Annotated in this window: 15 protein-coding genes; 8 read left to right on the plus strand and 7 right to left on the minus strand. The window is 47.3% G+C overall.

Annotated elements, in window-relative coordinates; all coding sequences use genetic code 11:
- The first annotated feature begins 113 nt into the window (after positions 1-113).
- The 4 genes from OSC7112_RS27520 (at position 114) to cruG (ending at position 8,411) form a co-directional block, all read left to right on the plus strand.
- Positions 114-3,035 carry a two-partner secretion domain-containing protein gene (locus OSC7112_RS27520; RefSeq protein ID WP_015178958.1) on the plus strand — a complete coding sequence of 974 codons (2,922 nt, stop codon included), beginning with the start codon at positions 114-116 and terminating at the stop codon, positions 3,033-3,035.
- A gap of 120 nt (positions 3,036-3,155) precedes the next feature.
- Positions 3,156-5,771 carry a CHAT domain-containing protein gene (locus OSC7112_RS27525; protein WP_015178959.1) on the plus strand — a complete coding sequence of 872 codons (2,616 nt, stop codon included), beginning with the start codon at positions 3,156-3,158 and terminating at the stop codon, positions 5,769-5,771.
- A gap of 262 nt (positions 5,772-6,033) precedes the next feature.
- Positions 6,034-6,975, plus strand: a complete 942-nt coding sequence (gene cruF / locus OSC7112_RS27535) for a gamma-carotene 1'-hydroxylase CruF (RefSeq protein ID WP_015178960.1) — start codon at positions 6,034-6,036, stop codon at positions 6,973-6,975.
- A gap of 233 nt (positions 6,976-7,208) precedes the next feature.
- Entirely contained in the window at positions 7,209-8,411 is a 1,203-nt protein-coding gene (cruG, locus tag OSC7112_RS27540; RefSeq protein ID WP_015178961.1) for a 2'-O-glycosyltransferase CruG, read from the plus strand.
- 188 nt (positions 8,412-8,599) lie between these two features.
- Here cruG and OSC7112_RS37335 read toward each other — a convergent pair whose 3' ends face one another.
- Positions 8,600-14,071, minus strand: a complete 5,472-nt coding sequence (locus tag OSC7112_RS37335; protein ID WP_015178962.1) for an Ig-like domain-containing protein — start codon at positions 14,069-14,071, stop codon at positions 8,600-8,602.
- A gap of 484 nt (positions 14,072-14,555) precedes the next feature.
- Between OSC7112_RS37335 and OSC7112_RS27550 the strand changes: the two genes are divergently transcribed.
- Positions 14,556-15,620: a TIGR03032 family protein gene (locus tag OSC7112_RS27550; protein WP_015178963.1), complete on the plus strand. Its 1,065-nt coding sequence runs from the start codon at positions 14,556-14,558 to the stop codon at positions 15,618-15,620.
- 356 nt (positions 15,621-15,976) lie between these two features.
- Here OSC7112_RS27550 and OSC7112_RS27555 read toward each other — a convergent pair whose 3' ends face one another.
- The gene (locus tag OSC7112_RS27555) at positions 15,977-16,615 is read right to left on the minus strand and encodes a pentapeptide repeat-containing protein (protein WP_190274279.1); all 639 of its coding nucleotides are present in this window, start codon (positions 16,613-16,615) and stop codon (positions 15,977-15,979) included.
- A 57-nt stretch (positions 16,616-16,672) separates the two neighbouring features.
- On the opposite strand from OSC7112_RS27555, the gene OSC7112_RS27560 reads away from it, so the two are divergent.
- Complete coding sequence (locus OSC7112_RS27560; protein WP_015178966.1) at positions 16,673-17,218, plus strand: protein-tyrosine phosphatase family protein; 546 nt, start codon at positions 16,673-16,675, stop codon at positions 17,216-17,218.
- A gap of 292 nt (positions 17,219-17,510) precedes the next feature.
- Here OSC7112_RS27560 and blaOXA read toward each other — a convergent pair whose 3' ends face one another.
- Positions 17,511-18,383: a class D beta-lactamase gene (gene blaOXA, locus OSC7112_RS27565; RefSeq protein ID WP_015178967.1), complete on the minus strand. Its 873-nt coding sequence runs from the start codon at positions 18,381-18,383 to the stop codon at positions 17,511-17,513.
- Positions 18,384-18,571: 188 nt separating this feature from the next.
- Here blaOXA and OSC7112_RS41325 point away from each other — a divergent pair, with 188 nt between their 5' ends.
- Positions 18,572-18,892, plus strand: a complete 321-nt coding sequence (locus tag OSC7112_RS41325; RefSeq protein WP_015178968.1) for a transposase — start codon at positions 18,572-18,574, stop codon at positions 18,890-18,892.
- A gap of 163 nt (positions 18,893-19,055) precedes the next feature.
- Here the strand turns inward: OSC7112_RS41325 and OSC7112_RS27575 are convergent, their stop codons facing one another.
- A complete protein-coding gene (locus tag OSC7112_RS27575) occupies positions 19,056-19,901 on the minus strand; it encodes a helix-turn-helix transcriptional regulator (protein WP_015178969.1) in 846 nt (281 codons plus the stop codon).
- Between the two features lie 132 nt (positions 19,902-20,033).
- Here OSC7112_RS27575 and OSC7112_RS27580 point away from each other — a divergent pair, with 132 nt between their 5' ends.
- Positions 20,034-20,951 carry an SDR family oxidoreductase gene (locus OSC7112_RS27580; RefSeq protein ID WP_015178970.1) on the plus strand — a complete coding sequence of 306 codons (918 nt, stop codon included), beginning with the start codon at positions 20,034-20,036 and terminating at the stop codon, positions 20,949-20,951.
- Positions 20,952-21,108: 157 nt separating this feature from the next.
- On the opposite strand, the gene OSC7112_RS27585 is transcribed toward OSC7112_RS27580, so the two are convergent.
- The 3 genes from OSC7112_RS27585 to OSC7112_RS27595 form a co-directional block, all read right to left on the minus strand.
- A complete protein-coding gene (locus OSC7112_RS27585; RefSeq protein ID WP_015178971.1) occupies positions 21,109-21,522 on the minus strand; it encodes an MAPEG family protein in 414 nt (137 codons plus the stop codon).
- 325 nt (positions 21,523-21,847) lie between these two features.
- On the minus strand, positions 21,848-22,246 hold the full coding sequence (locus OSC7112_RS27590) for a DUF3037 domain-containing protein (protein ID WP_015178972.1): 399 nt from the start codon (positions 22,244-22,246) through the stop codon (positions 21,848-21,850).
- Entirely contained in the window at positions 22,224-23,012 is a 789-nt protein-coding gene (locus tag OSC7112_RS27595; RefSeq protein ID WP_015178973.1) for a HipA family kinase, read from the minus strand. The genes OSC7112_RS27590 and OSC7112_RS27595 overlap by 23 nt, the downstream gene beginning before the upstream one ends.
- Positions 23,013-23,280 lie beyond the last annotated feature (268 nt).

The raw sequence follows: 23,280 nt of genomic DNA on the forward strand, positions 1-23,280 counted from the left end.
ACAAGACGGGGAATTGTTTTTTAACAGACAATTTAAATGTAGAACAGCTTACTCTTCAGGTTTTAGCTAACCAGTCGCTATTTTACTCCTACTAAATTAACAGGAATTAAAAGATGCCCCGCCAATATTCCGCCCTATTTTTTGCATTCTTACTGCTGTGTCCTTTCGGTGCGATCGCCCAAATTGTCCCCGATAATTCCCTGGGCGCGGAAAGTTCGCGAACAGTTCCCGATACTATCAACAACTTACCCTCAGATAGAATCACTGGCGGTGCAATTCGCGGAGCAAATTTATTTCATAGTTTCCAACAATTTAACGTTGGTGAAGCCCGAGGAGCATATTTTGCCAATCCTAACGGAATTGCGAATATTTTCACCCGCGTTACTGGTGGCAACCCTTCTAATATTTTAGGTGTGTTGGGAGTCCAAGGAAATGCCAACTTATTTTTACTTAATCCGAAAGGGATTGTCTTCGGCCCCAATGCCAGGTTAGATTTGCGCGGCTCATTTATCGGTTCAACTGGTAGCGGAATTCTCTTTGATAATGGCTTTGAATTTAGTGCAGCTAATTCTAATGCAGTGCCATTGTTAGCGATTAATATTCCTGTGGGTTTAAGATTTAGAGACAATCCCGGTACAATTGTCAACTCTTCCCAAACACTGGCTCCTACATCAGCCTTACCGCCACTCCCCATAGAAATTCCTGCTTTTGAAAAACTCGGTTTAGCAGTAGATCCCGGTCAAACTTTAGCATTAATTGGCGGTGACATTCAACTCCAAGGAGGAAATTTAACTGCTTATACCGGACAAATTCTTCTGGGTAGTGTGAAAAGTCCAGGTTTAGTGCAATTTGAACCAACAGCTTTAGGTCTGAATTTAAACTATCGCAATATTCAGAACTTCGGCAATATTGAAATGAACGGTGCCTTTATAAATACCAGCGGATTAGGAGGTGGGAAAGTCGATATTCGAGGGGGAAATATCAATCTTAACGGTTCAGGAATTTATGGACTGACACTCGGAAATATTGATGGTAGAGGCATTAATATCAATTCCCAAAATTTGCGAGTAGAGGGGGGGTCGCAAATTTTCGCCTCCACACTGGGAGAGGGGAGAGGAAGCGATATCAAAATCCGCGCTACTGACTCAGTAGAAATGATCGGGTTGGGAATTGAGGGCTATCAGCAGCTTACAGAAAATTTTCAGACATCTGGAACAGGCAACCCTTTTATTTCGCAAATCGTTCTGTTTACTAGCGCTATTGGCAGTGGAGCAGCCGGAGATATTAACATTGAAGCCGGACGGCTGTTGATGAGCAATGGGGTAGTGGGCGGTGCCCCCACCTTTGGTGCTGGGAATGGCGGAAATCTGGCTATCCGCGCCAACACCGTCGAACTCGTCAGTTCAACGCTCTATAACGGAACAACGAACGAAAGCACCGGTCAAGGCGGAAACATCACTGTTGAAGCCCAACGGTTAATACTGCGCGATGGCGGTGCTTTTGCCAGCTTCAGCCTTAGTGATGGAGCATCGGGAAATATCGCGATTAAAGCGAGTGAATCTGTGGAATTATCGGGTAGTCTTCCTGTAGGTCTGGGGCAAACTCGGCTCGGCACGAATACTTTTGATGGGAATGGAAAAGGTGGGGATATTAGCATCGACACTAAGCGGCTGAGTGTTTCTAATGGAGCCACAATTAGTTTAACGACGGGTGCAATTTTTGGCGAAGTTGTATTTTCTACAAGTGGGGGGACGGGAGGAAATTTAACTGTGAGAGCCTCCGAGTCTATAGAAGTGAGCGGCGAGTCCAGATTTTTGGGGAATGCGGGCTATGTAGCAAGTTCTTTTGTTACTCAAACTGCAAGTTCTGGTAGAGGTGGAGATATCCGCCTCTCAACACCTAAACTAACTGTGCAGAATGGCGGCGTTATTTCTGCGGCTTCTTTGGGTATAGCAGATGCAGGAGATATTACAATTAATGCCAATAGCTTAGAAGTGCAAGGTATTGGGAGTAACAGTCGGTTGAGCCGTAGTGCAATTGAAGCCTCGGCTGGTAGGGCGTTTAATGCTGTCAATCCCACTGCTAGCGGAAATGCAGGCTCGTTGAATTTGAATGCTAATCAATTGATGCTTCGGGATAGTGCAGTGGTTAACGTTCAGTCTTTAGGAACAGGTAGGGCTGGCAATATAAACGTTGTAGCTAACTCAATTGCCCTGGACAATAAAAGCATAATTGATGGCACAACCGTCACTGGTTCCGGTGCAAATATTAACCTAAAAGCGCAAGATATTCAGTTGCGGCGCGGTAGCACAATTACCACCGATGCAGGTATTTCTGACGGTGGAAATATCAGAATTAATAGCGATCTTTTGGTGGCTTTACCGCGAGAAAACAGTGATATTACAGCTAATGCTCGCACAGCTATGGGCGGACAAGTGACGGTCAATGTACCAAATATCTTTGGCTTTACAAGTATTAACCGCGAACAAGCCAGGAGTAGTTTAGGACTGAGCGATGCTGAATTTGCAGCTTTACAAGTGAATCCAACTTCTTTACTTCCCACTAGCGATATTGCAGCTATTTCTCAACAGGCAGGCCCGGCTTTACAAGGAGCAGTAACGTTTAGCTCTACGGGGGTAAATCCCGCTCAAGGGTTAGTAGAATTAGAGCAAAATGTAGTCGATCCCAGCCGATTAATTGCTGCTAATCCTTGCATAGAAGGGGCAGGAAACGAGTTTACCGTGACTGGGAAAGGAGGAGTGCCAGCCAGTCCTAATGATGCCCTCAGCAGCGCTGCAGCGCCTTTTCCTTGGGTGGAAGAGGCAGGAAGAAATGCAACGAGCAATGTAGGGGATTTAACCGATGTAACGGATAAAGCGAAGTTGGAAGAGGGGGAAATCCGGGATCGGGAAGTTGTTCCGGCGCAAGGTTGGGTGGTGAATGCGAAAGGAGAAGTTATGCTTGTTGGATATAATCCGGGTAATGCTGCTGACTCTCGCAATCCTCGACGGAGTTATGGTTGTGTGCCGCGTTGAAGTTGGGTTTTTTTTGACCGCAGATGTAGGCGGATTAACGCGGATTAACGCAGATAAAGAATAAGATGGATTTGGGTTAGTTAGTATGTGTGTCTGCTGCTGTAATTTTATTTTTTAAATATGAAGTTTTCTCGATCGCTCCGACAAGTAATTCTGTTATTTGTGATTTCCTGTCTGCTATCCGTTGCGATTCCTCCGGGAGTTGCTCGGGTTAATCCACCACCAGCGGTGCAGCTTGTCCGACAAGCTCGAACTCTGTACCGAGAGGAACGTTTTTCGGAAGCTGTACCGCTGTTGCAGCAAGCGGCGGCGCAGTTTGAGGCAAAAGGGGAAAATCTCGATCGCGCCGCGGCTTTGAGCAATTTAGCTGCAACCTACGGGCAGTTGGGGCTTTGGGAAGAAGCAGAAAAAGCTGTGAATTCGAGTTTGTCGGCTGTGCGAACACAGGCAAAAACTCCCGAACAGCAGCGGATTTTGGCTGAAACTCTGAACATTCAAGGACAGTTGCAACTCGAACGGGGGCAGACTCAAGATGCGATCGATATTTGGAAGCAAGCTGCTAAAATTTTTGAGCAAATTGATAGTAAAAATCAACTTTTTCAAGTTCAAATTAATCAAAGTCGGGCTTGGGAAATTCTCGGACTTTACCCCAGAGCTTGTAAAATGCTGTTAGCTTCTTTCAAGCTGGAAAACCAAACTTGCGAAGTTTCGGCAGCGGGTTTGGAAACTTTGAAAAATCAGCCGGTTTCTCTCGAACAAGTCCGGGCAATTCATGCTTTAGGGCGGGTGCTGCGGGTTTTGGGACAACTGGAACGATCGCAGGATTTACTGTTGGTGGGACTCGCAGCAGCCCAAAAATTAGGTAGCCGACCAGAGGAGGCTGCAATTTATCTCAATCTGGGCAATACGGTACGGGCTAAAAGCAATAAACCGGGTTTGACACCAGAACAGCGGGGTGATTGGGAACGCTTTGCCCTAGAGTATTATGCTCGATCGATCGAGGCGATGCCGGAGCGATCGCTTTTACAAATTCAAGCGAAGTTAAACCAATTGAGTCTTTTGGTCGATCGCCAAGATTGGTCTGAAGCAGAGGGTTTGTGGCGTTCTATCGAACCTCAAACCGCTCAATTTGGGTCGAACCGCGCCGGACTTTACGCTCAAATTAATCTAGCTCAAAGCTTGATGAAATTAGCTCAGTCGCCTGCGAAAACTTTGAGTTTAAGCGATATTGACACAATGCTCGATCGCTCTCTCGAACCGGCAAAGAGTTTGGGCGACCAACGGATACAAGCTTATATTCTGGCAGCAAAAGGCAAACTATCGGAAATCGAAAAGCAGTATCAGAAAGCGGAAAATCTCACAATTCAGGCTTTGAGTTTAGCACCGGCGTTTCAATCTCCCGATATTGCTTACCAATTGTTTTGGCAACTGGGACGGATTCGGAAAGCTCAGGGAAATACAGAAGGGGCGATCGTTCAATATACTCAAGCTGTGAATGTACTGTCTTCTTTGCGGGGCGATTTGGTGACAGTCAATCCCGAAGTGCAATTTTCGTTTCGGGAAAGTGCCGAACCGGTTTATCGGGAATTAGTCGGGCTGCTTTTGCAAGAGGAATCTCCCAGTCAAGCTAAATTGAAACTGGCGCGCCAAACGGTGGAATCTTTGCAGTTGGCGGAATTGGACAACTTTTTTCGGGATGCTTGCGCTGATGCTAAACCAAAGTCGATCGAGGAAATCGATCCGACAGCGGCGGTGATTTATCCGATTATTTTGAGCGATCGTTTGGAGGTAATTTTGTCAATTCCCGGCAAACCCCTGCGCCGCTACACTACTAACAAGTCTCAAGCCGAGTTGGAAACTGCCTTCAGACAAGCCAAGAATACCATCAGGCCTGCTTCTTTCCCCCGCAACAGGAGGCAAGCGGTTGAACAGGTTTACGACTGGTTAATCCGCCCCGCAGAAGCGGATTTGACGGCTAGCGGGATTAAAACCCTGGTATTTGTACTCGACGGTTACTTGCGAAATCTGCCGATGGCGGTACTGCACGACGGTGAAAAGTTTTTGGTAGAAAAATACAGTATTGCTTTGGCGCCGGGATTGCAATTGCTGGCACCGAAACCGCTGAACAAAGTCAAGTTAAGAGTGCTCGCCGCTGCCCTCTCCGAAGCGCGTCAAGGCTTCTCGGCTTTGCCGGGGGTGACGCAGGAAATTCAGCAAATTGCAGCCGAGATGCCGGCGAGTTCGCTGCTGAATCAAGATTTTGTCAGCGGGCGGTTGCACGATCGAATTAAAGCTTTGTCTTACCCGATCGTCCATTTGGCAACTCACGGTCAGTTTAGCTCGAATGCGGCGGATACTTTTATTGTGACTTGGGACCAGAAAGTGAATGTTAAGGAGTTCGATCGACTGCTGCGAGTCCGCACTGGGGAAAAACAACAGCCGATCGAACTTTTGGTTTTGAGTGCTTGCGAAACTGCTTCGGGGGATAACCGCGCGGCTTTGGGTTTGGCTGGGGCCGCAATTCGATCGGGTGCCCGCAGCACCGCCGCCACCCTTTGGCAAGTCAACGACGAATCTACAGCTATCTTTATGACTGAGTTTTACAAGCAGCTTGCTTCTTCTAAAACCAGCAAAGCTGAAGCCCTCCGCAACGCTCAATTAACTCTGTTGCAAAACCAGCAGTATCAGAATCCGTATTTCTGGGCACCTTTCGTGCTGGTGGGCAATTGGCAGTAATTATCGGAAATTGGGCATGGGGAATTGGGCATGGGGCATCGGCCAAAGAGGGCATCGGCCAAAGAGGGCATCGGCCAAAGAGGGCATCGGGAATTGGGAATTGGGCATGGGCCAAAGAGGGCATTGGCCAAAGAGGGCATCGGCCAAAGAGGGCATCGGAAATTGGGCATCGGGCAACTGACTGAAATGCAGTTGGTTTTTTGTTAAAGTTTGTAAACTGTTAAGAGTGCTTTCTGCATCTAATATTTTTTCGAGGAGTCCCATGAAGCAACTTTTGATTGCTGAGCGCTTTTGCCTGATTGCCCACGTCTTGTCAATGGCTTTTGGATTGGCAGGGTTGCTGCTGATTTTACCCCGTCCCGAATTGGTGATGAGTTTGCCACCTGCGGGGCAAACGCTATTCCAGTGGGGGATGGCTGGGGGTGGAGTAGTTTATATCATTTTTGGTGCAGCAGCAGTTGCTCTCTATTCCTTGCGGACATTGGGTTTGGGTGCAACTCTGGGTTTTTTGCTGCCTTCTGTGTTTTTGTCCTTGAGTAGCGAGTTGTTGGGCACGAGTACGGGTTTTCCCTTCGGCAACTACCATTATTTGAGCGGTTTGGGCTACAAAATTGCAGGGCTGGTTCCGTTTACAATTCCCCTTTCGTGGTTTTATCTGGGACTGGTTTCATACATAATTGCTCGCGCTGGAGTAGCGGTTGGTAAAGGTGAACTCAACTGGGTGCGCCAAATTGGGGCGATCGCCCTGGGTGCTTTGCTGCTAACAGCTTGGGATTTTGTACTAGATCCGGCGATGAGTCAAACTTCTGTACCTTTTTGGGAGTTTGAGGAACTTGGGGCTTTCTTTGGGATGCCTTACCGCAATTTGGCTGGCTGGATGGGTACGGGGGCGCTATTTATGTCTGTAGCCGCTTTCTTGTGGAGAAAAACACCGATTAAATTAGAGCGATCGGAATTGGGTTTGCCCTTAATTGTTTATTTGGTAAACTTTGCTTTCGGAGCAATTATCACTGTAACTTCGTTGGATTCTCGGTTCTGGTTCCCGACATCGCTAGCGGTGCTTCTGGGTGTAGTTCCGGCGATCGCGTTAAGCTGGATCGCTAAACCCGCAACAGGTGACGTAACCGAAACAATGCCGTCTTTGGAGACATCTGCGATCGCGGCTGAAATTCCACCTCAGCCCGTGGGCGTTTTGCGTAAGTGAGTTGCTAGCGAGCAACCCCGGCTGATTTAGCAAAAACTTACACTAATTTTTGAGCTAGTTTAAAAACCCGGTTTCTACAAGAAACCGGGTTTTTAAGTGGCGATTTTTTCATTCCCTATTCCTGTAATATGTGTGAGGTCAAAATTTTATTAAGTTTTTTCAATTGACACCAACCGTAATTCCCAATTCTTCAATTGAAAATCTAAAATCTAAAATCTAAAATCTAAAATCCCATGATCGCCCCTCACCTGTTCTCCCAACCGCTGACAACTATCATCCCTGTCGCACTCTTGCTGCTGCAATTGCCCGCCGCAGCCATTCTGATGTCGCGTTTGATTAAAGGCCCATCGCGCATCCCGCCCCTGGAACCGGATTCGCCGACGCTGGATTTGTTAGGTAGTTGTACTGCTGTAGTACCGACTTTGAACGAAGCCGATCGAATTGCGCCTTGTTTGGAAGGATTAAGCCGCCAAAGTTACGAACTCCGAGAAGCGATCGTGGTTGACAGCTATTCGGTAGACGGAACCGGAGATTTAGTCAAAGCAGCAGCACAAAAAGACCCCCGGTTTCGCTTGATTAACGACGATCCGCTGCCGGCGGGTTGGGTAGGGCGTCCGTGGGCGCTGAATGCAGGTTTTTTGGCAAGTTCCGAGAAGTGCGAGTGGATTTTGGGGATAGATGCGGATACTGTGCCCCATCCGGGTTTGATTGCGAGTTTGCTGAAGACGGCGGCGGCTGGAAATTACGATTTGATTTCGCTCTCGCCGCAGTTTATCCTCAAGTATCCGGGGGAGTTGTGGCTGCAACCTGCTTTGTTAATGACTTTGGTTTATCGGTTCGGGCCGACGGGGACTGGCGGGGATGTGCCGGAACGGGTGATGGCGAACGGTCAGTGTTTTTTGTGCAGGCGCGAGGTTTTGGTGGCATTGGGGGGCTATGAGGTCGCGAGGGGTTCTTTTTGCGATGATGTGACTTTGGCTCGCTATGCTGCTGCTAAGGGCTTTAAGGTGGGCTTTTTGGATGGGGCTAAGGTGTTGAAGGTGCGGATGTATGAGGGGGCGATCGAGACTTGGAACGAATGGGGCCGATCGCTCGATTTGAAAGATGCTGCTTCTAGCGGTCAAATTTGGGGCGATTTGTGGCTGTTGCTGGCGGTTCAAGGTTTGCCGGTACCGATTGTATTGTGCTATTTGCTGTTTGGTTTGCTGCCGCCGATTGCAGTATTTCCGCACTTTTGGCTGTTGGGATTGAATGTATTTTTGGTTGCAGTGCGATCGGCTTTGTGTTTGGCGATCGCACCTTCTTACGATACAAGTCAGGCATCGGGTAAATGGCTGTTTTGGCTGTCACCTTTGGCCGATCCGCTGGCGTTTTTGCGAATTCTCATTTCTGCTTTTAATCAGCCTACTCAGTGGCGCGGCCGAAAGTATGAATAAGCGTTAAATTTTTGCTATAGCAATGCTAAATCATTTGTGAATTTCTTACTCCCTCCCCTTGGTAAGGGGAGGGTTGGGGTGGGGTAAAAAATTTACGATTCATTTAGGATTGCTATAGACCTTTTAATATTCGTAGAAGTACGATCGATCTTTTGTATCGAAGGGGCGATCGTACTTTTCTTGATTTCCTAAATCAACCGGAAGTTAGCCGATGTAATCGTATTGGCACTCACTCCAATCATCACACCTAACTCCTCTCCTGTCAAGACATTTTTGATGAGAGTTCCCTGAGTATTTTGAGTGATTGCTAACTGACCAAAACTCAAACCTCCGGTTAGTGCGATCGAATCTTGACCGCTTGTAAAATCAGCAATAGTATCAAATCCTTGACCAGCTTTTAAGACAAAGATATCGTTACCGCTACCGCCAATCAAACTATTATTACCCAATTCTCCGTAAAGGATATCATCACCTTGACAACCAGTGAGAGTATCGTTATCTTCGCCTCCGTAAAGAGTATCATTTCCTTCACATCCTCCCAGGATATCTGCTGATTCGTTACCGCTAATGAAATCATTACTTTCACCGCCGCAGATGGTATCCGAACCCTGGTTTCCAAACAGGTAGTCATCACCTTGACTACCAAGCACGATGTCATTTCCTTTGCCTGCAAATAAGGTATCATTATCCTTACCGCCATCGATGAAGTCATCATTTCTATTAGCATAAACGATGTCATTACCTTCGCGGCTATTTATGGAGTCATTGCCTTTGCCCCCAAAAATTAAATCATTGCCCAATTCGCCAAGAATAATGTCATTATTTTGATCCCCAAATAGGATGTCATCGCCACTACCACCGCTGATAAAATCATTGCCTGTGTTGCCGTTGAGGATGTCGCTGCTGTCGCCACCATATAAGTTGTCATCCCCAGATTTGGCATCGAATATATTGCCAGTGTTGCTACCTAAAAACTTGTCATTTTGGGATGTACCTACTTGAACGCTGGATAGACCGATGATAGTGTTTTCAACTGAGTTAGGTTGGTTTAAGTTGGGATAAACAATATCGTCGCAGATGCAATCATCCTTGGGAATGTTATTAGTTATTGGTGTTACCGATGGTGTTGGCGTCGGTGTTGGCGTCGGTGTCGGCGTTGGTGCGGGTGTCGGTGTTTCCGCAGGCGTTGGCGTTGTTACCGGAGTTGGCGTTGTTACCGGAGTTGGCGTTGTTACCGGAGTTGGTGTGGTGACAGGAGTTGGCGTTGTTACCGGAGTTGGTGTGGTGACAGGAGTTGGCGTTGTTACCGGAGTTGGTGTGGTGACAGGAGTTGGCGTTGTTACCGGAGTTGGTGTTGTTACAGGAGTTGGTGTGGTGACAGGAGTTGGTGTTGTTACCGGAGTTGGTGTTGTTACCGGAGTTGGTGTTGTTACCGGAGTTGGTGTTGTTACCGGAGTTGGTGTTGTTACAGGAGTTGGTGTGGTGACGGGTGCGGGAATATTCACGCCAAAAGTACCTAAACTGCTAGTAGCAGACAAGTTGCCAACAGCATCCTTCACCTGCGATGCTTGCAAATTAACTGTGTAAGTACCATTGTCAGCATTATCCCAAATTCCACCAGGCGGAGTAAATGAATATGTTGCTGTACGCGGCGTACCATTGCTATTAATATCAACACTAACAAAGGTAGCAGGAAGATCGGCACTTGACCAATTTACAATAACATCAGAATTATCTAAACTGCTAACATCAACTCCACTACTATCGCTGAAAGTAACTGTCAATGTCTGACTTGTACCACCCGCTGTAGTAAGGTTAGAAATTGCAGCCAAGTTAGCCGTAGGTGCGGTGACATCAACAATAGGTGTGGTGATATTAGCAGTGCGAGTCAGTTGCGTGGCTGCGGTATTGTTATTACCTGCTGTATCAGTTGCTTTGGCAGCAAGTACATCAACTGTGACATTACCACTAGCAGCGGGAGTGACATCAAAGGTGTATGTTTTGGCATCAACTTTAACAAAGTTATCGACAGTCGCATTGGCTACGGTGATATCAGTATTATCAAAGCCGGTGACATCTTCATTAAAGGTAGCAGTGACGCTAAATAAGCCAGTTACTGTTGGTGTGGAAGTTGATGTTAAGGTAACTGTTGGTGCGGTGATGTCAGGTGTGGTGATATTAGCAGTGCGAGTCAGTTGAGTTGCTGCGGTATTGTTATTACCCGCTGTATCCGTTGCTTTGGCTGCTGGGACATCAACTGTGACATTACCACTAGCAGCGGGAGTGACATCAAAGGTGTATGTTTTGGCATCAACTTTAACAAAGTTACCGACAGTCGCATTGGCTACGGTGATATCAGTATTATCAAAGCCGATGACATCTTCATTAAAGGTAGCGGTGACGCTAAATAAACCAGTTACTGTTGGTGTTGAAGTTGATGTTAAGGTAACTGTTGGTGCGGTGATGTCGGCGGTGCGAGTCAGTTGCGTGGCTGCGGTATTGTTATTACCGGCTGTATCGGTAGCTATTGCCGCAGGGACATTAACTGTGACATTACCATCACCATTAGGTGTAACGGTAAAATTATAAGTTGTGCCGCTACCTGTGAAATTGCTAATTGTACTGTTAGTAAGATTAACGTCGCTGGCAATAAATCCTGTGACGCTTTCGCTGAATGTTGCTGTGACTAAAAATGGTGCGTTTGTGGTTGTTGGGGATGCGGATGTTAAGGCTACTGTGGGGGCTGTAGCATCATACGTGCGAGTCAGTTGCGTGGCTGCGGTATTGTTATTACCGACTGTATCCGTTGCTATTGCCGCAGCGACATCAACGGTGACAGGGCCCTCAGCATTAGGTGTAACGGTAAAATTATAAGTTGTGCCGCTACCTGTGAAATTGCTAATCGTACTGTTAGTAAGATTAACGTCGCTGGCAATAAATCCTGTGACGCTTTCGCTGAATGTTGCTGTAACTAAAAATGGTGCGTTTGTGGTTGTTGGGGATGCGGATGTTAAGGCAACTGTGGGGGCTGTAATATCAGCAGTACGAGTCAGTTGAGTTGCGGCGGTATTGTTATTACCCGCAATATCAGTGGCTGTAGCAGCAGGAACATCAACGGTGACAGTGCCATCAGCAGTCGGTGTAACGGTAAAATTATAAGTTGTGCCGCTACCCGTGAAATTGCTAATCGTACTGTTAGTAAGATTAACGTCGCTGGCAATAAATCCTGTGACGCTTTCGCTGAATGTTGCTGTGACTAAAAATGGTGCGTTTGTGGTTGTTGGGGCTGCGGATGTTAAGGCAACTGTGGGGACAACGGTGTCTACAACTATGGCTTTGCTATTTGCTAAAGACTGCCCCGCAGGAATAGTCAATGTTGTTGCATTATTTCCAGCAGCATCTCTTAATGTTGCACCGACTGCTAAAGTGATCCCAGTTGAGTTGAGGTCGGTGCTATTTTGTCCGGCTGCTGGAGTATAAGTCCCGACAGCAGATGTGCCTGTGAAAGGTGCAATAGTGACAATACCACCTGTGTCTAAGGCGACTGTCATGTTACCGCCGGCTAAGGTAACTGCTTCGCTGAAGTTGACGGTGACGTTGATGTTGCTTGTTGTGCCGTAAAGGCCGTTGGCGGTGGTAGAGGTGACGCTGGTGATGGTGGGTGCAACGTTATCAATAACTATGGCTTTACTACCGCCGAGGGAGTTAGCTGAGGCTAAGACGGGGAGAGTTAAGATACCATCCACAGTCAAATTATCTTTAATTGTGCCGCCGTTGAGGGTGAGGACATTTGTGGCGAGATATTCTAAGTCGGGGGTGGCGTCCCCTGGTTGCACTACATAGTTGAAGGTGAGGGTTGTACTTCCACTACCAGAGGTGTAGTTGGCAAATTGGTCAGTTGTGCCGGTTTCTAGTTGGAGTCTGGGTGTGCCGGTGACGGTGACAGAATCATCGAAGGTGACGGTGATGGCGATGGTATCACCTGCTTTGTAGCTGCCATCGGGAGTGGTGGCGGTCACAGCATTAATTTTGGGAGTAGTGTTGAGCAGGATGGAGGCGGCGTCGTCGTCCTTGTTCACCGTTGCTAAGTCAAGTTTCCCGTCGTCGTTGAAGTCGGCGATGCTGACGGAGAAGATGGAAGAGCCAATATAGAACATGACTTGAGTGGCGAAATTGGGGGTGGCGGCTCCTGTGGGGGTGGTGTTGAGCAGGATGGAGGCACTGTTGCCGTTTGCCACAGCTAAGTCAAGTTTCCCGTCGCCGTTGATGTCGCCGATGCTCACCGATCTGGGGCTATAGCCAATTGTGAAGGGAACTGGGGGGGCGAAAGTGGGGGTGGTGGCTCCGGTGGTGGTGGTGTTGAGCAGGATGGACGTGGTGAAGCTGTTGTAGGTTTGCGTGGAGCTTCTGTAGTTCGCCACAGCTAAGTCAGGTTTTCCGTCGCCGTTGAAGTCGCCGATGCTCACGGATCTGGGGCGAAGACCTGTTGCGAAGGTGACTTGAGTGGCGAAAGTGGGGGTGGTGGCTCCGGTGGCGGTGGTGTTGAGCAGGATCGAGGCGTCGTTGCTGAACCCGTTTGCCACAGCTAAGTCTGGTTTCCCGTCGCCGTTGATGTCGCCGATGCTGACGGAGTACGGCACACTGCCAGTTGCGAAGGAGACACCCGTAGCAAAAGTGGGAGTGAGGGCTCCGGTAGCGGTGGTGTTGAGCAGGATCGAGGTGGTGTCGACGTTGGAATTCGCCACAGCTAAGTCTGGTTTCCCGTCACCGTTGATGTCGCCGATGCTGACGGAGTTGGCGTCAGTGCCAGTTGGGAAGTCAACTTTGGGGGCGAAAGTGGGAGTGGTGGCTCCGGTGGCGGTGGTGTTGAGCAGAATCGAGGCGTCGTTGCTGTTGCGGTTCGCCGTTGCTAAGTCTGGTTTTCCGTCGCCGTTGATGTCGTCGATGGTGATGGAGATGGGCGCAGTGCCAGTTGCGAAGGTGACACTGGTGGCGAAAGTGGGAGTGGGGGCTCCGGTGGCCGTAGTGTTGAGCAGGATGGAGGTGGTGTTGCTGCTGTAGTTCGCCACAGCTAAGTCAGGTTTGCCGTCGCCGTTGAAGTCGCCGATGCTGACGGAAGTGGGGGTATCGCCCGTTGCGAAGCGAACTCTGGGGGCTAAGCCTAGTAGGCCGTTGTAAGTTTTGAGGGTGGTTTCTGTGAGGGCAAGTTTGGGCGCTTGCGGGGATGGGGGGATGAGTTGGGGGATGTCCCAGGTGCCTCCTCGATCGCTATTACCTGTGGTAGTGGGATTGGCGGCGATGTTTGCGCCTGTGAGTTGGTGGAGTTGAGTGAGGAATTGGTGGCCTGTGTCCCTGGCTGCTACGCTGCATCCATATAAGATGATGCTGGCGTTGGCGGTGAAACTGTTTCGCCACTGTTGCAACTGTTGGCTGTAGTTTTCGATGTTGCTGCTGTTTAGTTCTGTTGTGCCTAAGTACAGGCTGCCGGCGCTACCGTGGGTGATGATGTGTAGGGCTTCGATGCCTGTATGCTGAGCTAGGACTGTGGTGATTTGCTCTATGGCATCAGGCTGGCTTTCGAGGATGTAGGTTGCTGTGCCCGGTTTGATGCCAGAGGCGATGTGGTTGCTGTCGGGTACTGTGGGGTCAAGGATGACTATTTCCGTTGCTTGGTTGCTTTAGCAACCAAGCAACGGAAGAAAAAATTTTTTGTTGGGGTTAATTTTAACTAGAGTTTTCATCTGTTTTTGGTTCTAGTAGAATGCCTTGTTTTTGAGCTGCAAAGGCTCTGTAGCCGGATTTGAGTTAGGAGGCGGTAATTCTACCAGGTGGCAGATGACGCGCTAGATTTTTAACTACTAGAAATTTAGCAGGGTTCGAGTGTACTGTCAGTAGTTGAGCTTCGTCTTTACAAAACCTTTATATTTATGGGGTTATTTTAAAGAATTATAAAAAGTCGAAGTCGGGGCGAGTTTATAAGAGTATTGATTTTAGGCAATTAGTGTCTGTAAAACCCACCCCTTGTATATCTAAAGACGTAGATGGGGATTTGACGTGTTCGTGGGGGCGTGTTTACGAGATTGTTCGTTTTAGGCTATTGTCGGTAAAACCCGCCCCTACGGAAATAAAGATTTTATAGATTTTATGAATAACGAACAAGCCACTTTTAATACAACCCACGAACACGAAATTTTTGGCGATCGCGATTTGCCATCTTGGTTAACCCAACAACAAATCAGCCTCGCTTGCACTACCTATCAAACCAGCAGGTTAATGTTAATCGGCGCTGTGCCAGAAACCAACAGAATATCGGCTTTTTGGCGAATATTCGATCGCGCAATGGGGCTTTTCTGCACCCCGGAACGCCTTTATTTAAGTTCAAAATATCAACTCTGGCAATTAGATAATGTCTTAGAATGCGGTAAATTATACCAAGGCTACGATAAATTATATATACCAAGAATCGGCTATACTACAGGAGATATCGACATTCACGATATCGCTGTCGATAAAAATAATCAAATCATTTTTATTAGCACTTTGTTTAATTGTATCGCTACAGTGAGCGATCGCCACAGTTGCAAACCTCTCTGGAAACCTGGTTTTATCTCACAATACATCAACGAAGACCGCTGTCACCTCAACGGTTTAGCAATGGTGTCCGGGGAACCGAAATATGTCACAGCGTCGAGTCAGTCGGATGTGGTGGATGGGTGGCGCGATCGCAGAAAAAATGGCGGTATAGTTATTGATATTGAATCTAATGATATTATCGTCACGGGATTGTCAATGCCACACTCACCTCGTTGGTATCGAGATAAATTGTGGCTGCTGAATTCGGGGAGAGGCGAATTAGGATATGCGGATTTAGACACAGGGAAATTTGAGGCGATCGCGTTTTGTCCGGGATATGTCCGAGGGCTGGCTTTTTGGCAAAATTGGGCAATTGTTGGACTCTCGAAACCTCGGGGAGGTGACAACACTTTTAGCGGTTTAGAATTGGATGAGTTGTTGCTCGCCAAGGATGCTGAGCCTCGCTGTGGTATGATGGCGATCGATTTGAATACTGGGGCGATCGTTCACTGGTTGCGGTTTGAAGGAATTGTCACCGAACTCTATGATGTGCAAGTGATTCCGACAGTGCAAAAGCCGATGGCGTTGGGTTTTCAGACTGACGAAATTGCTCAGTTAATTACTTTGGAACTTTAACCGCTGAGGGTGGCGGATGTACGCGGATGGACGCAGATACAGCAGATTTCACGTTTATCAAGCACACCCCGCAAGTGCGATCGATCGCCGTAGGGAAACGGCACTGCCCATAGGTGTCAACTTAAGCTATAGCAACCGCCAATTCTCCCGCCCACCCGCTACCGCCAGGGGTTGAAACCCCTGTCTAATAGCTAAAGTCCTCTAAAAGAGGACTCAAGAACTCATCAGTCCTCTTTTAGAGGACTTGCGCTTTGAGGCAGGGGTTTCAACCCCTGCCGGACTGTCGGTTTGATGTTAAAATGTTGACAGGATGTACGCAGAGGGTGTGAGAAAAAGTATTTAAGCGGGATTTGGTATCACTCAAAAATTGCCCCATCTAAGCTTGTTTTTCTTAAGTCTGTTTTCGCTAAATTTGCACCTCTTAAATCAGCACCTGTTAAGCAAACATTGCTTAAATCTGCATAACTCAAATCGGCACCTATGAGATTAGCATCAGATAAATTTGCTCCTGATAAATTCGCCCTCACAAGTTGCGCTTTACTCAAATTGCTGCCACTCAAATTTGCAGATTGCATTTGTGCTGCCATTAAGTTTGCTTTGCTTAAATTAGTGCCGCTGAGGTTAGCCAAATTCAATTTAGCATAACTCAAATCGATGTTTTCAAAGCAAAGTTCGCTCAATTGCGCGCATCGCAAGTTAGCATTGATAAAAAACCTGTCTCCCACCGCATAACGGCGCAGCAATTCGTCAACTTCCAGCCGAATTAAAACCGGTTCGCAAGTATTTTGGTAGCACCACGATGTCTCCAGCAAACTAGCGGCTGCTTCAATTGCTACCTTGTCGCATTTAGGGAGCACCAAACTATTGCACCCATCCCACTCACCGTTGAGCATAAATGCCATGTCAGAAGCTGCTGCTATTGAGTCGCACAGCAAAACGGTTTCTGGTTTGGGTGGCAGCCAGTTCATTAAACCGATCGAGCTATTGTTTTTCACTATTGATTCAGGGTTTGTGCGTCTTTCTTAATTATAGGTAAAAATATTGAAACCAGTATGCACAAATTCGCTGCGGCTTCAGAGAATGAATTAATTGTGTTTGGTGCAGCCAGACCAGGATACGGCGATGCAGAAGTTGCTCGCTGGATTGAATTTATGCAGGGGCATAATATCAAGCAAGTTTGCTGCTTGCTGGCTCAAACGCAACTCATCCGCTACACTGATTTACTGGGAACATATCGGAACATCTTTGGGTGCGATCGAGTTTGCTGGGCACCGATTGCAGACTTTGAATTGGTCGATCGCCATATTTTAATCGATCGCATATTGCCGTTCTTGGAATCTGCAAATAGCAAAGGCGAACGGGTGGTAGTTCACTGTTCTGGGGGGATCGGACGTACAGGACAGGTTTTGGCTGCTTGGTTGGTCAGCGCGCGGGGATTGTCTAACAAACAGGCGATCGCGGCAGTAAAAAAAACTGGCAGAAATCCCTATGAAGCAGCAATCGCAGCTTGTTTGAAAGGTCGAAACCCCTGGCTAGTCGTTGAAGAACTTAATGCTATCTTAGATGATTGTCGCCTGGCTGCGAGACATGATATATAGCACTATAGCAAGTATATATATGTGCCAAGTGGGTAAGGAATGAGAATTAAATAACTTCCACTCTTGAAAGTGGGATGGGCGTCCCGCCCGTCCAAAAAGAACGGGCGGGACGCCCATCCCACAATAACAATTAAAATTGTAAGTTATTTAATTCGCGCTCCTAAGTCCTAAAACATTTAAAAGACTCCGCTTTCTACGATCGAACTCAGGCATCGCATAAAAGGGTGTTTTGGCTGTCACCGTTAGCCGATCCGCTGGCGTTTTTGCGAATATTAGAGAACAAATAACGCACTTACAGCAGCGCCATATCCTTGAAGCAACGGCGGGTTAACTCGATTCTTGCAGGGGCGTCATTATTGTTGCGGATGTCAATGTTTGTAGCAAAAAAGTAAACATTTTTATCCTTTTCTAAATAACCTACATACCAGCCAATTTGAGGCTTTGTTTGTTCTCCAAAGCTTGCCCAGCCTGTTTTTGCCCTAATTGTGTAATCGGGAGTTTGTTCGACAATTATGATGTCTTTCACCAGAGACAGCGATCGCTCAGAAAAGGGTAAGTCATTTTTGTACAGACGGCGGAGAAATTGAATTTGCTCGTTGGGTGTGATTCGCAGTTCTCCCTCTAACCAGAATTTGTCAATATCGTCTTTGTTACCGATTTTTTGGTTGCCGTAACCGACTTTAGTTACCCATTTTTGCATTTGCTCGTGCCCGACTCGGCGGGCGAGAACTTGGTAAAACCAAACGGCGGAAAGTTTGATGGCTTCTCTCATATTCAAGTCTCGATTCCATGCGGGAATTTGCCTTTGAATTCCATCCCAAGTTAGCACGGCAATCTCATCTGAAATCACCCCTGTTTCTAATGAAATCAGAGAGTTGAGAATCTTAAATGTAGATGCTGGTAAAAAAGCTGTGGCGTTACGCTGCGGGTTGTGTTGATAAAGCCGATCGCTGTTCAAATCGTAAATTGCGATCGAGCCTTCAACTCCTAGTTCTTGAAAGTGCCGTCCAAAATTCATTGTCTGAGCAACATCTCCTCCGCGTCGTGGAGATTCTTGCACAGGAGGTGGCACGGTTAAGGCTGATTGCGGTGGCTGAAGTAAAACAAAAGTAATGCAGCCTAATACAATTAAAACAACAGCGATCGCACGAGATATTCGGTTCATAAACTTCAATAAGGTAGCAAAATCACAGGCAGTAAGGTCACAGGGGCGATCGACTTGTAAGGTGCGTCTGACTTATGCTGTGTAAGAAACAATTAAGGTTTGCCCCTGACGCACCCTACTATATAGAACCCATTTGATATCTTTATAATATTAAATTAAGACACCTACAACCCTCTAATTCATTTGCTATGACATATTCCAGCAGTCTCACTGACGCCGAATGGGGACTTCTGGAACCGCTGTTGCCTCAGATATTACCGCAGAAGAAACGGACACGACCCTGTGATTGGACGAAGCGGGAGCTCATCGATGGCATCCTCTATCAACTCAAGAATGGCTGCAATTGGGAAGACTTACCCTTCTCCACCACAAAACCTGTCGGCAAAGGAACTGGAATGGGGATGTCAATGAGCTATCGAATCATTACCGAGAAACATCAGGGCAAACTGATCTGTATCTCTACGCCTGGTAAAGGAGCATTCAGAAATTTGTCGCATTCTGTAGCTTGAGTAATTCCGACAGAAACCTTTGTTAACCAGCAACTTTACTCAGTCTAACTGCAGAGTTGAGCGGCAATATATCAGCCCAAAATGCAGCAAAGAAGCTCTATTCGCCGCTCCAACGAATTGTTGTGCTGCGTCGCCCTGTGATTAATCAACTTAACCAGTTTTTCTAAGTTTTCAACATCAGGGTTTTTAATTGCTGGAGTCGCTCGACTGTACCAGATTCAGGCAAAGGAGTATAGACTACGAGCGTTAATTCTGGTGTTTCTGTGACTTGAAATAAAGCGTATTCAAACACCAAATGTCCTACGATCGGATGTTCGTATGACTTGAAACCTTCAAGCTTTGCTTGAACTTCGTGTTGTGACCACCACTGCCGAAATTCATGGCTGACTTTTTTCAAATCTTCTGCTAGCTCAATGAGTGCAACATCTCCCAGGTAACGCCCACAGATACTACGAAACCGTGCCAGCATTAACTGAGCCTGCCCTTCCCAATTCAAAAGCATCTGACGATGAGCGGTATTCGTAAAGAAATACCAGATTTTATTACGCTCACGGGTTGTCATCTTGCTAAAGTCGCCAAACAAGGCACAAGCAGCTTGATTCCAGCCCAGGATATCAAAGCGATATCCCACCACGTAAGCTGGGCAGTCTGCTAGATGATCCAACATCCGCTGAATGGCAGGACTAACCGCGCTCTTGCCATGCGGAATTTCTGGCGGCAATTGCTGCAACGCCAACATAAATAAATGAGTGCGCTCCTCCGATGTCAATCGAAGCGCCTGAGCGAGACTTTCTAATACTTGGGCAGACACTCGAATGTCACGCCCTTGCTCCAAGAATGTGTACCAGGTGGTGCTGACGTTGACCAGTTGAGCCACTTCCTCTCGCCTTAATCCCGGGGTACGTCGGCGTGTTCCACTTGGTAAGCCCACATCCGCAGGGGTCAGGCGATCGCGGCGTGTTTTGAGAAAATCGGCGAGTTCTTTAAGATGTGGCTTACTCGTTGCCATCGCTGAACCGTTGCCCTCAACCTAGTAGTGTCAATACCAGTATAAGTTCGCTCTGGTTATATCTCGATCTCCCTGATAGGTTGAAAACAAGGTTTTGTATTCACACTCTCACACAGCATGAGCCAGTCAAGCATGAACGTTTTTCTAACAGGTGCAACGGGGTACGTCGGTTCATTGGTGGGCGAACAGTTGCAAGCAGCAGGGCATACGGTTGTAGGTTTGGTAAGAACAGAAGCAGCGGCTGACAAACTAAGGCAGCGGGGCATTAAACCACTGCTTGGCGATCTACGCGATACTGAAACATTAGCGCAGGCAGCGCGTGCAGCAGATGGTGTGATTCACACTGCCTTTATTCACGACTTTAGTGATATTGAAGGAGCAGTCAAAGTGGAACAAACGGCGATTGCAACGTTTATCGATGCCTTGGCTGGATCGGGGAAACCTTTTGTTGCCACTTCTGGGACAGGATTGCTAGGAGATACTGGCGATCGCATCATTGATGATAGTGAAATGATTATTCCTAAAGATGCGTTAGCCTCTAGAGCAGCATCTGAACAGGCGATTCTGCAAGCAGCCCAGCAAAACATTCGTAGTATTGCCTTACGTCTTCCGATTTTTGTCTATGGTCGCGGTAGCAGTCAGTTTCTTCCCATTCTGATTCAGGATGCCCAACAAGCAGGGGTAGCACGGTTTATTGAACCAGGGGATTACCAATACTCCGTCATTCATGTAGATGATGTTGCCAAACTGTATGTACTTGCTTTAGAGAAAGGGCAAGCGGGAGCTATATATCATGCAGTTTCTGAATCAGGAATTAGCATTAAAGCGATCGCCGAAGCTATTTCTCGGTTACTCGGCTGTGCTGTAAAAGGAATGTCGAAGGAAGAAGCCATTCAGTCGTGGGGGTTGTCTTTAACGACGTTTTTCTCCATTCATAATCAGGTTTCATGCACAAGAGCTGAAACAGATTTAGGTTGGCGACCAGAGATCGAAACCACAATCCTAGAGGATATTGAATTTGGTTCATATCGTGCCCAATGGCAGAACTAGAATCTCAAAAATAGGATGGTCGTCCAAGCTATTGTGAGCGTTTTAACTTAAGCAGTAAAACTATTATTAGGCTGCAACTTTCCATAGAGAACCCATTTGAGATCTCAAGAAGATGTCAAATGGGTTCTATATAGCTTTCAATTGCCTATGTTCTCAACTATAAAACTGCCATAATAGTTAAGGCGACCAAACAGCTTAACTGAATTACTAAGCTGAACAACCGAAACTTGGGATCGAGGCCAGCAATGTGAACCGCTGAATGTACAAGCCGAAATAGAATGTACACAACAATCAGCAAATCTACTGCTGTTCCTGAAACACCCCTAACTGTTAGAAGGAAAACAACTCCCAAATACAAAGGCAGGTTTTCTATCAAGTTGGATTGTACTCGAAATAGTCGCCAAAGCAAGCTGTCGTCGTTTTGTGTGCCGAAATCTTTTACAGATCCGCCCGCAGATAGATGCCGAATCCTGACTGTTAGCAGCATGATAACAACCGCGATCGTCCACAAAATGAAAATTGTTAAACCCCAGAGAGGGAAAGTCATATTTGTCGGTTCAATTTGCATCATCTTTCTACCTTGCGAAACTGCGGCTAAGACTTTATAAAAGTTATATCAAATCCGGTAGCACCGTCCAGTCATCTGCGTTAATCTGTGTCGATCTGCCTGTATCTGCGGTAAAAAAAAGAGAATAACCGCCCCGGACAATGGATTGACGCCCATTCACGCAGAGGTCGAGAAGAGAGATATGAATAATTCGGATATTCTGAGTGTTTTCGGAAATCGATAGATCGCCCACGATATAACATTTTAGAAAAGCTTCCCGTCAGTACAATAGTTCTGGCGTTCTCATCTTTAGCTAACATGAGTAAATCTAAAATCTAAAATCTAAAATCTAACATCGACTTGACGATCGCACCATTGTATCGAGCAAGTGTTCGATCGCACCCGGTAGACTCTGGCAAAAACCAGTGTGTACCCGCGATGTCTGAACGATCGTGCTGCGGGGTGCTACGAGCCAGTGAAAGCGCTCTCTGTGGGGCAGTTGACCGATCGCGCCAGATTCCTTGCCGCCGGCACAAATGATGGGAATGACTGCTAGGTGATTGCGAATCATTTCCAGATCCAAGGTTGAGTCGATCGCCATCAAGCGCTGTTCATCAATTTCGATACGGGCTTCGAGGAATTTTTTCGCAGCGCAGGAAACGATCGCCCCGACGTTGATAAACTCCTCGCGCTCGACTTTGGGAACGACGCGGATAATGGCATAATCATAAAGAAATCGATCGGGCACTAATCGCTTCCTCCAAAAAAATATGTGGTGATTCTAACCGATTTAGCAGGTACTCGATATAAGCATCCCGATGTTGGTTGCGATCGCTGAAAGGAGAATCTCCCACCAGCCAAGTATCAGGAATTAGTTTAACGATGTTGCCAATGATCTCCGGGGTTAGCGTTTGAGTCATCTTTGAATTAGCCGCTTCCAGCGTGTTGGCAAAACGCAGCAGAACGTGGTCTTTGATTGGGGGAAAACGATCGCGGCTGCGCGAGAGATAATCTTTCCAGGTATGGTGGAAGTAGAGGGCTGCACCGTGATCGATCAGCCAAAGCCGGCGGTGCCATACCAGCATATTTGCATTGCGCGGCGTGCGATCGATGTTGGTCACAAAAGCATCGAACCAGACGATTTCTGAGGCGAGATCCGCCTCTGATTTCCCCGCTATCGGGTCAAAAGTGATAGAGCCCGGGAGATAGTCGAGGGCGAGGTTGAGGCCAGCGCTTGCTCGGATCAAATCTTGAATTTCCGGGTCAGGCTCAGTCCGAGCCAGTTCGGGATCGAGTTCAACAAAGACGAGTTCGGGGACTGGCAGCCCGGAGGCGCGAGCAATCTCTCCCGCCACTAGCTCGGCGATCAGAGATTTTGCTCCCTGGCCCGCACCCCGAAATTTGAGCACGTACATACCATCATCATCTGCTTCGACGATCGCCGGCAGCGATCCGCCCTCGCGCAAGGGAGTGACATACCTGGTAGCAATGACTGTTCGCAAGCTGATACTCATGCTATTTTCGATTTGAGATTTTCGATGGGAAATCACTGATTTTATGAGGGTTCAGATCACGGGCTTACAGACAGTTGGATTCTTTCTTTTAACTGGGACTTATGTTAAGTAAGCTGTTGTGCATTTAAATAGGGTGAAAGGGAACAGGGAACGGGAAACGGGGAACAGACAATATGTAATTTAAATGCACAACAGCTTAGTTTGTTTAGTAAACAGATGGCTAAAAGGACACAACATTGTTGTGTCCCTACGGAATTTTGCCAAATCT

It is taken from the genome of Oscillatoria nigro-viridis PCC 7112 (assembly GCF_000317475.1).
In the GTDB taxonomy this organism is placed as follows: Bacteria; Cyanobacteriota; Cyanobacteriia; order Cyanobacteriales; family Microcoleaceae; genus Microcoleus; species Microcoleus nigroviridis.

What these genes read in the sequence shown, in the direction of transcription:
- OSC7112_RS27520 (WP_015178958.1), top strand. Translation starts at nt 114, where the DNA reads ATGCCCCGCCAATATTCCGCCCTATTTTTTGCATTCTTACTGCTGTGT.
- OSC7112_RS27525 (WP_015178959.1), top strand. Translation starts at nt 3,156, where the DNA reads ATGAAGTTTTCTCGATCGCTCCGACAAGTAATTCTGTTATTTGTGATT.
- cruF (WP_015178960.1), top strand. Translation starts at nt 6,034, where the DNA reads ATGAAGCAACTTTTGATTGCTGAGCGCTTTTGCCTGATTGCCCACGTC.
- cruG (WP_015178961.1), top strand. Translation starts at nt 7,209, where the DNA reads ATGATCGCCCCTCACCTGTTCTCCCAACCGCTGACAACTATCATCCCT.
- OSC7112_RS27550 (WP_015178963.1), top strand. Translation starts at nt 14,556, where the DNA reads ATGAATAACGAACAAGCCACTTTTAATACAACCCACGAACACGAAATT.
- OSC7112_RS27560 (WP_015178966.1), top strand. Translation starts at nt 16,673, where the DNA reads ATGCACAAATTCGCTGCGGCTTCAGAGAATGAATTAATTGTGTTTGGT.
- blaOXA (WP_015178967.1), bottom strand. Translation starts at nt 18,383, where the DNA reads ATGAACCGAATATCTCGTGCGATCGCTGTTGTTTTAATTGTATTAGGC.
- OSC7112_RS41325 (WP_015178968.1), top strand. Translation starts at nt 18,572, where the DNA reads ATGACATATTCCAGCAGTCTCACTGACGCCGAATGGGGACTTCTGGAA.
- OSC7112_RS27575 (WP_015178969.1), bottom strand. Translation starts at nt 19,901, where the DNA reads ATGGCAACGAGTAAGCCACATCTTAAAGAACTCGCCGATTTTCTCAAA.
- OSC7112_RS27580 (WP_015178970.1), top strand. Translation starts at nt 20,034, where the DNA reads ATGAACGTTTTTCTAACAGGTGCAACGGGGTACGTCGGTTCATTGGTG.
- OSC7112_RS27585 (WP_015178971.1), bottom strand. Translation starts at nt 21,522, where the DNA reads ATGATGCAAATTGAACCGACAAATATGACTTTCCCTCTCTGGGGTTTA.
- OSC7112_RS27595 (WP_015178973.1), bottom strand. Translation starts at nt 23,012, where the DNA reads ATGAGTATCAGCTTGCGAACAGTCATTGCTACCAGGTATGTCACTCCC.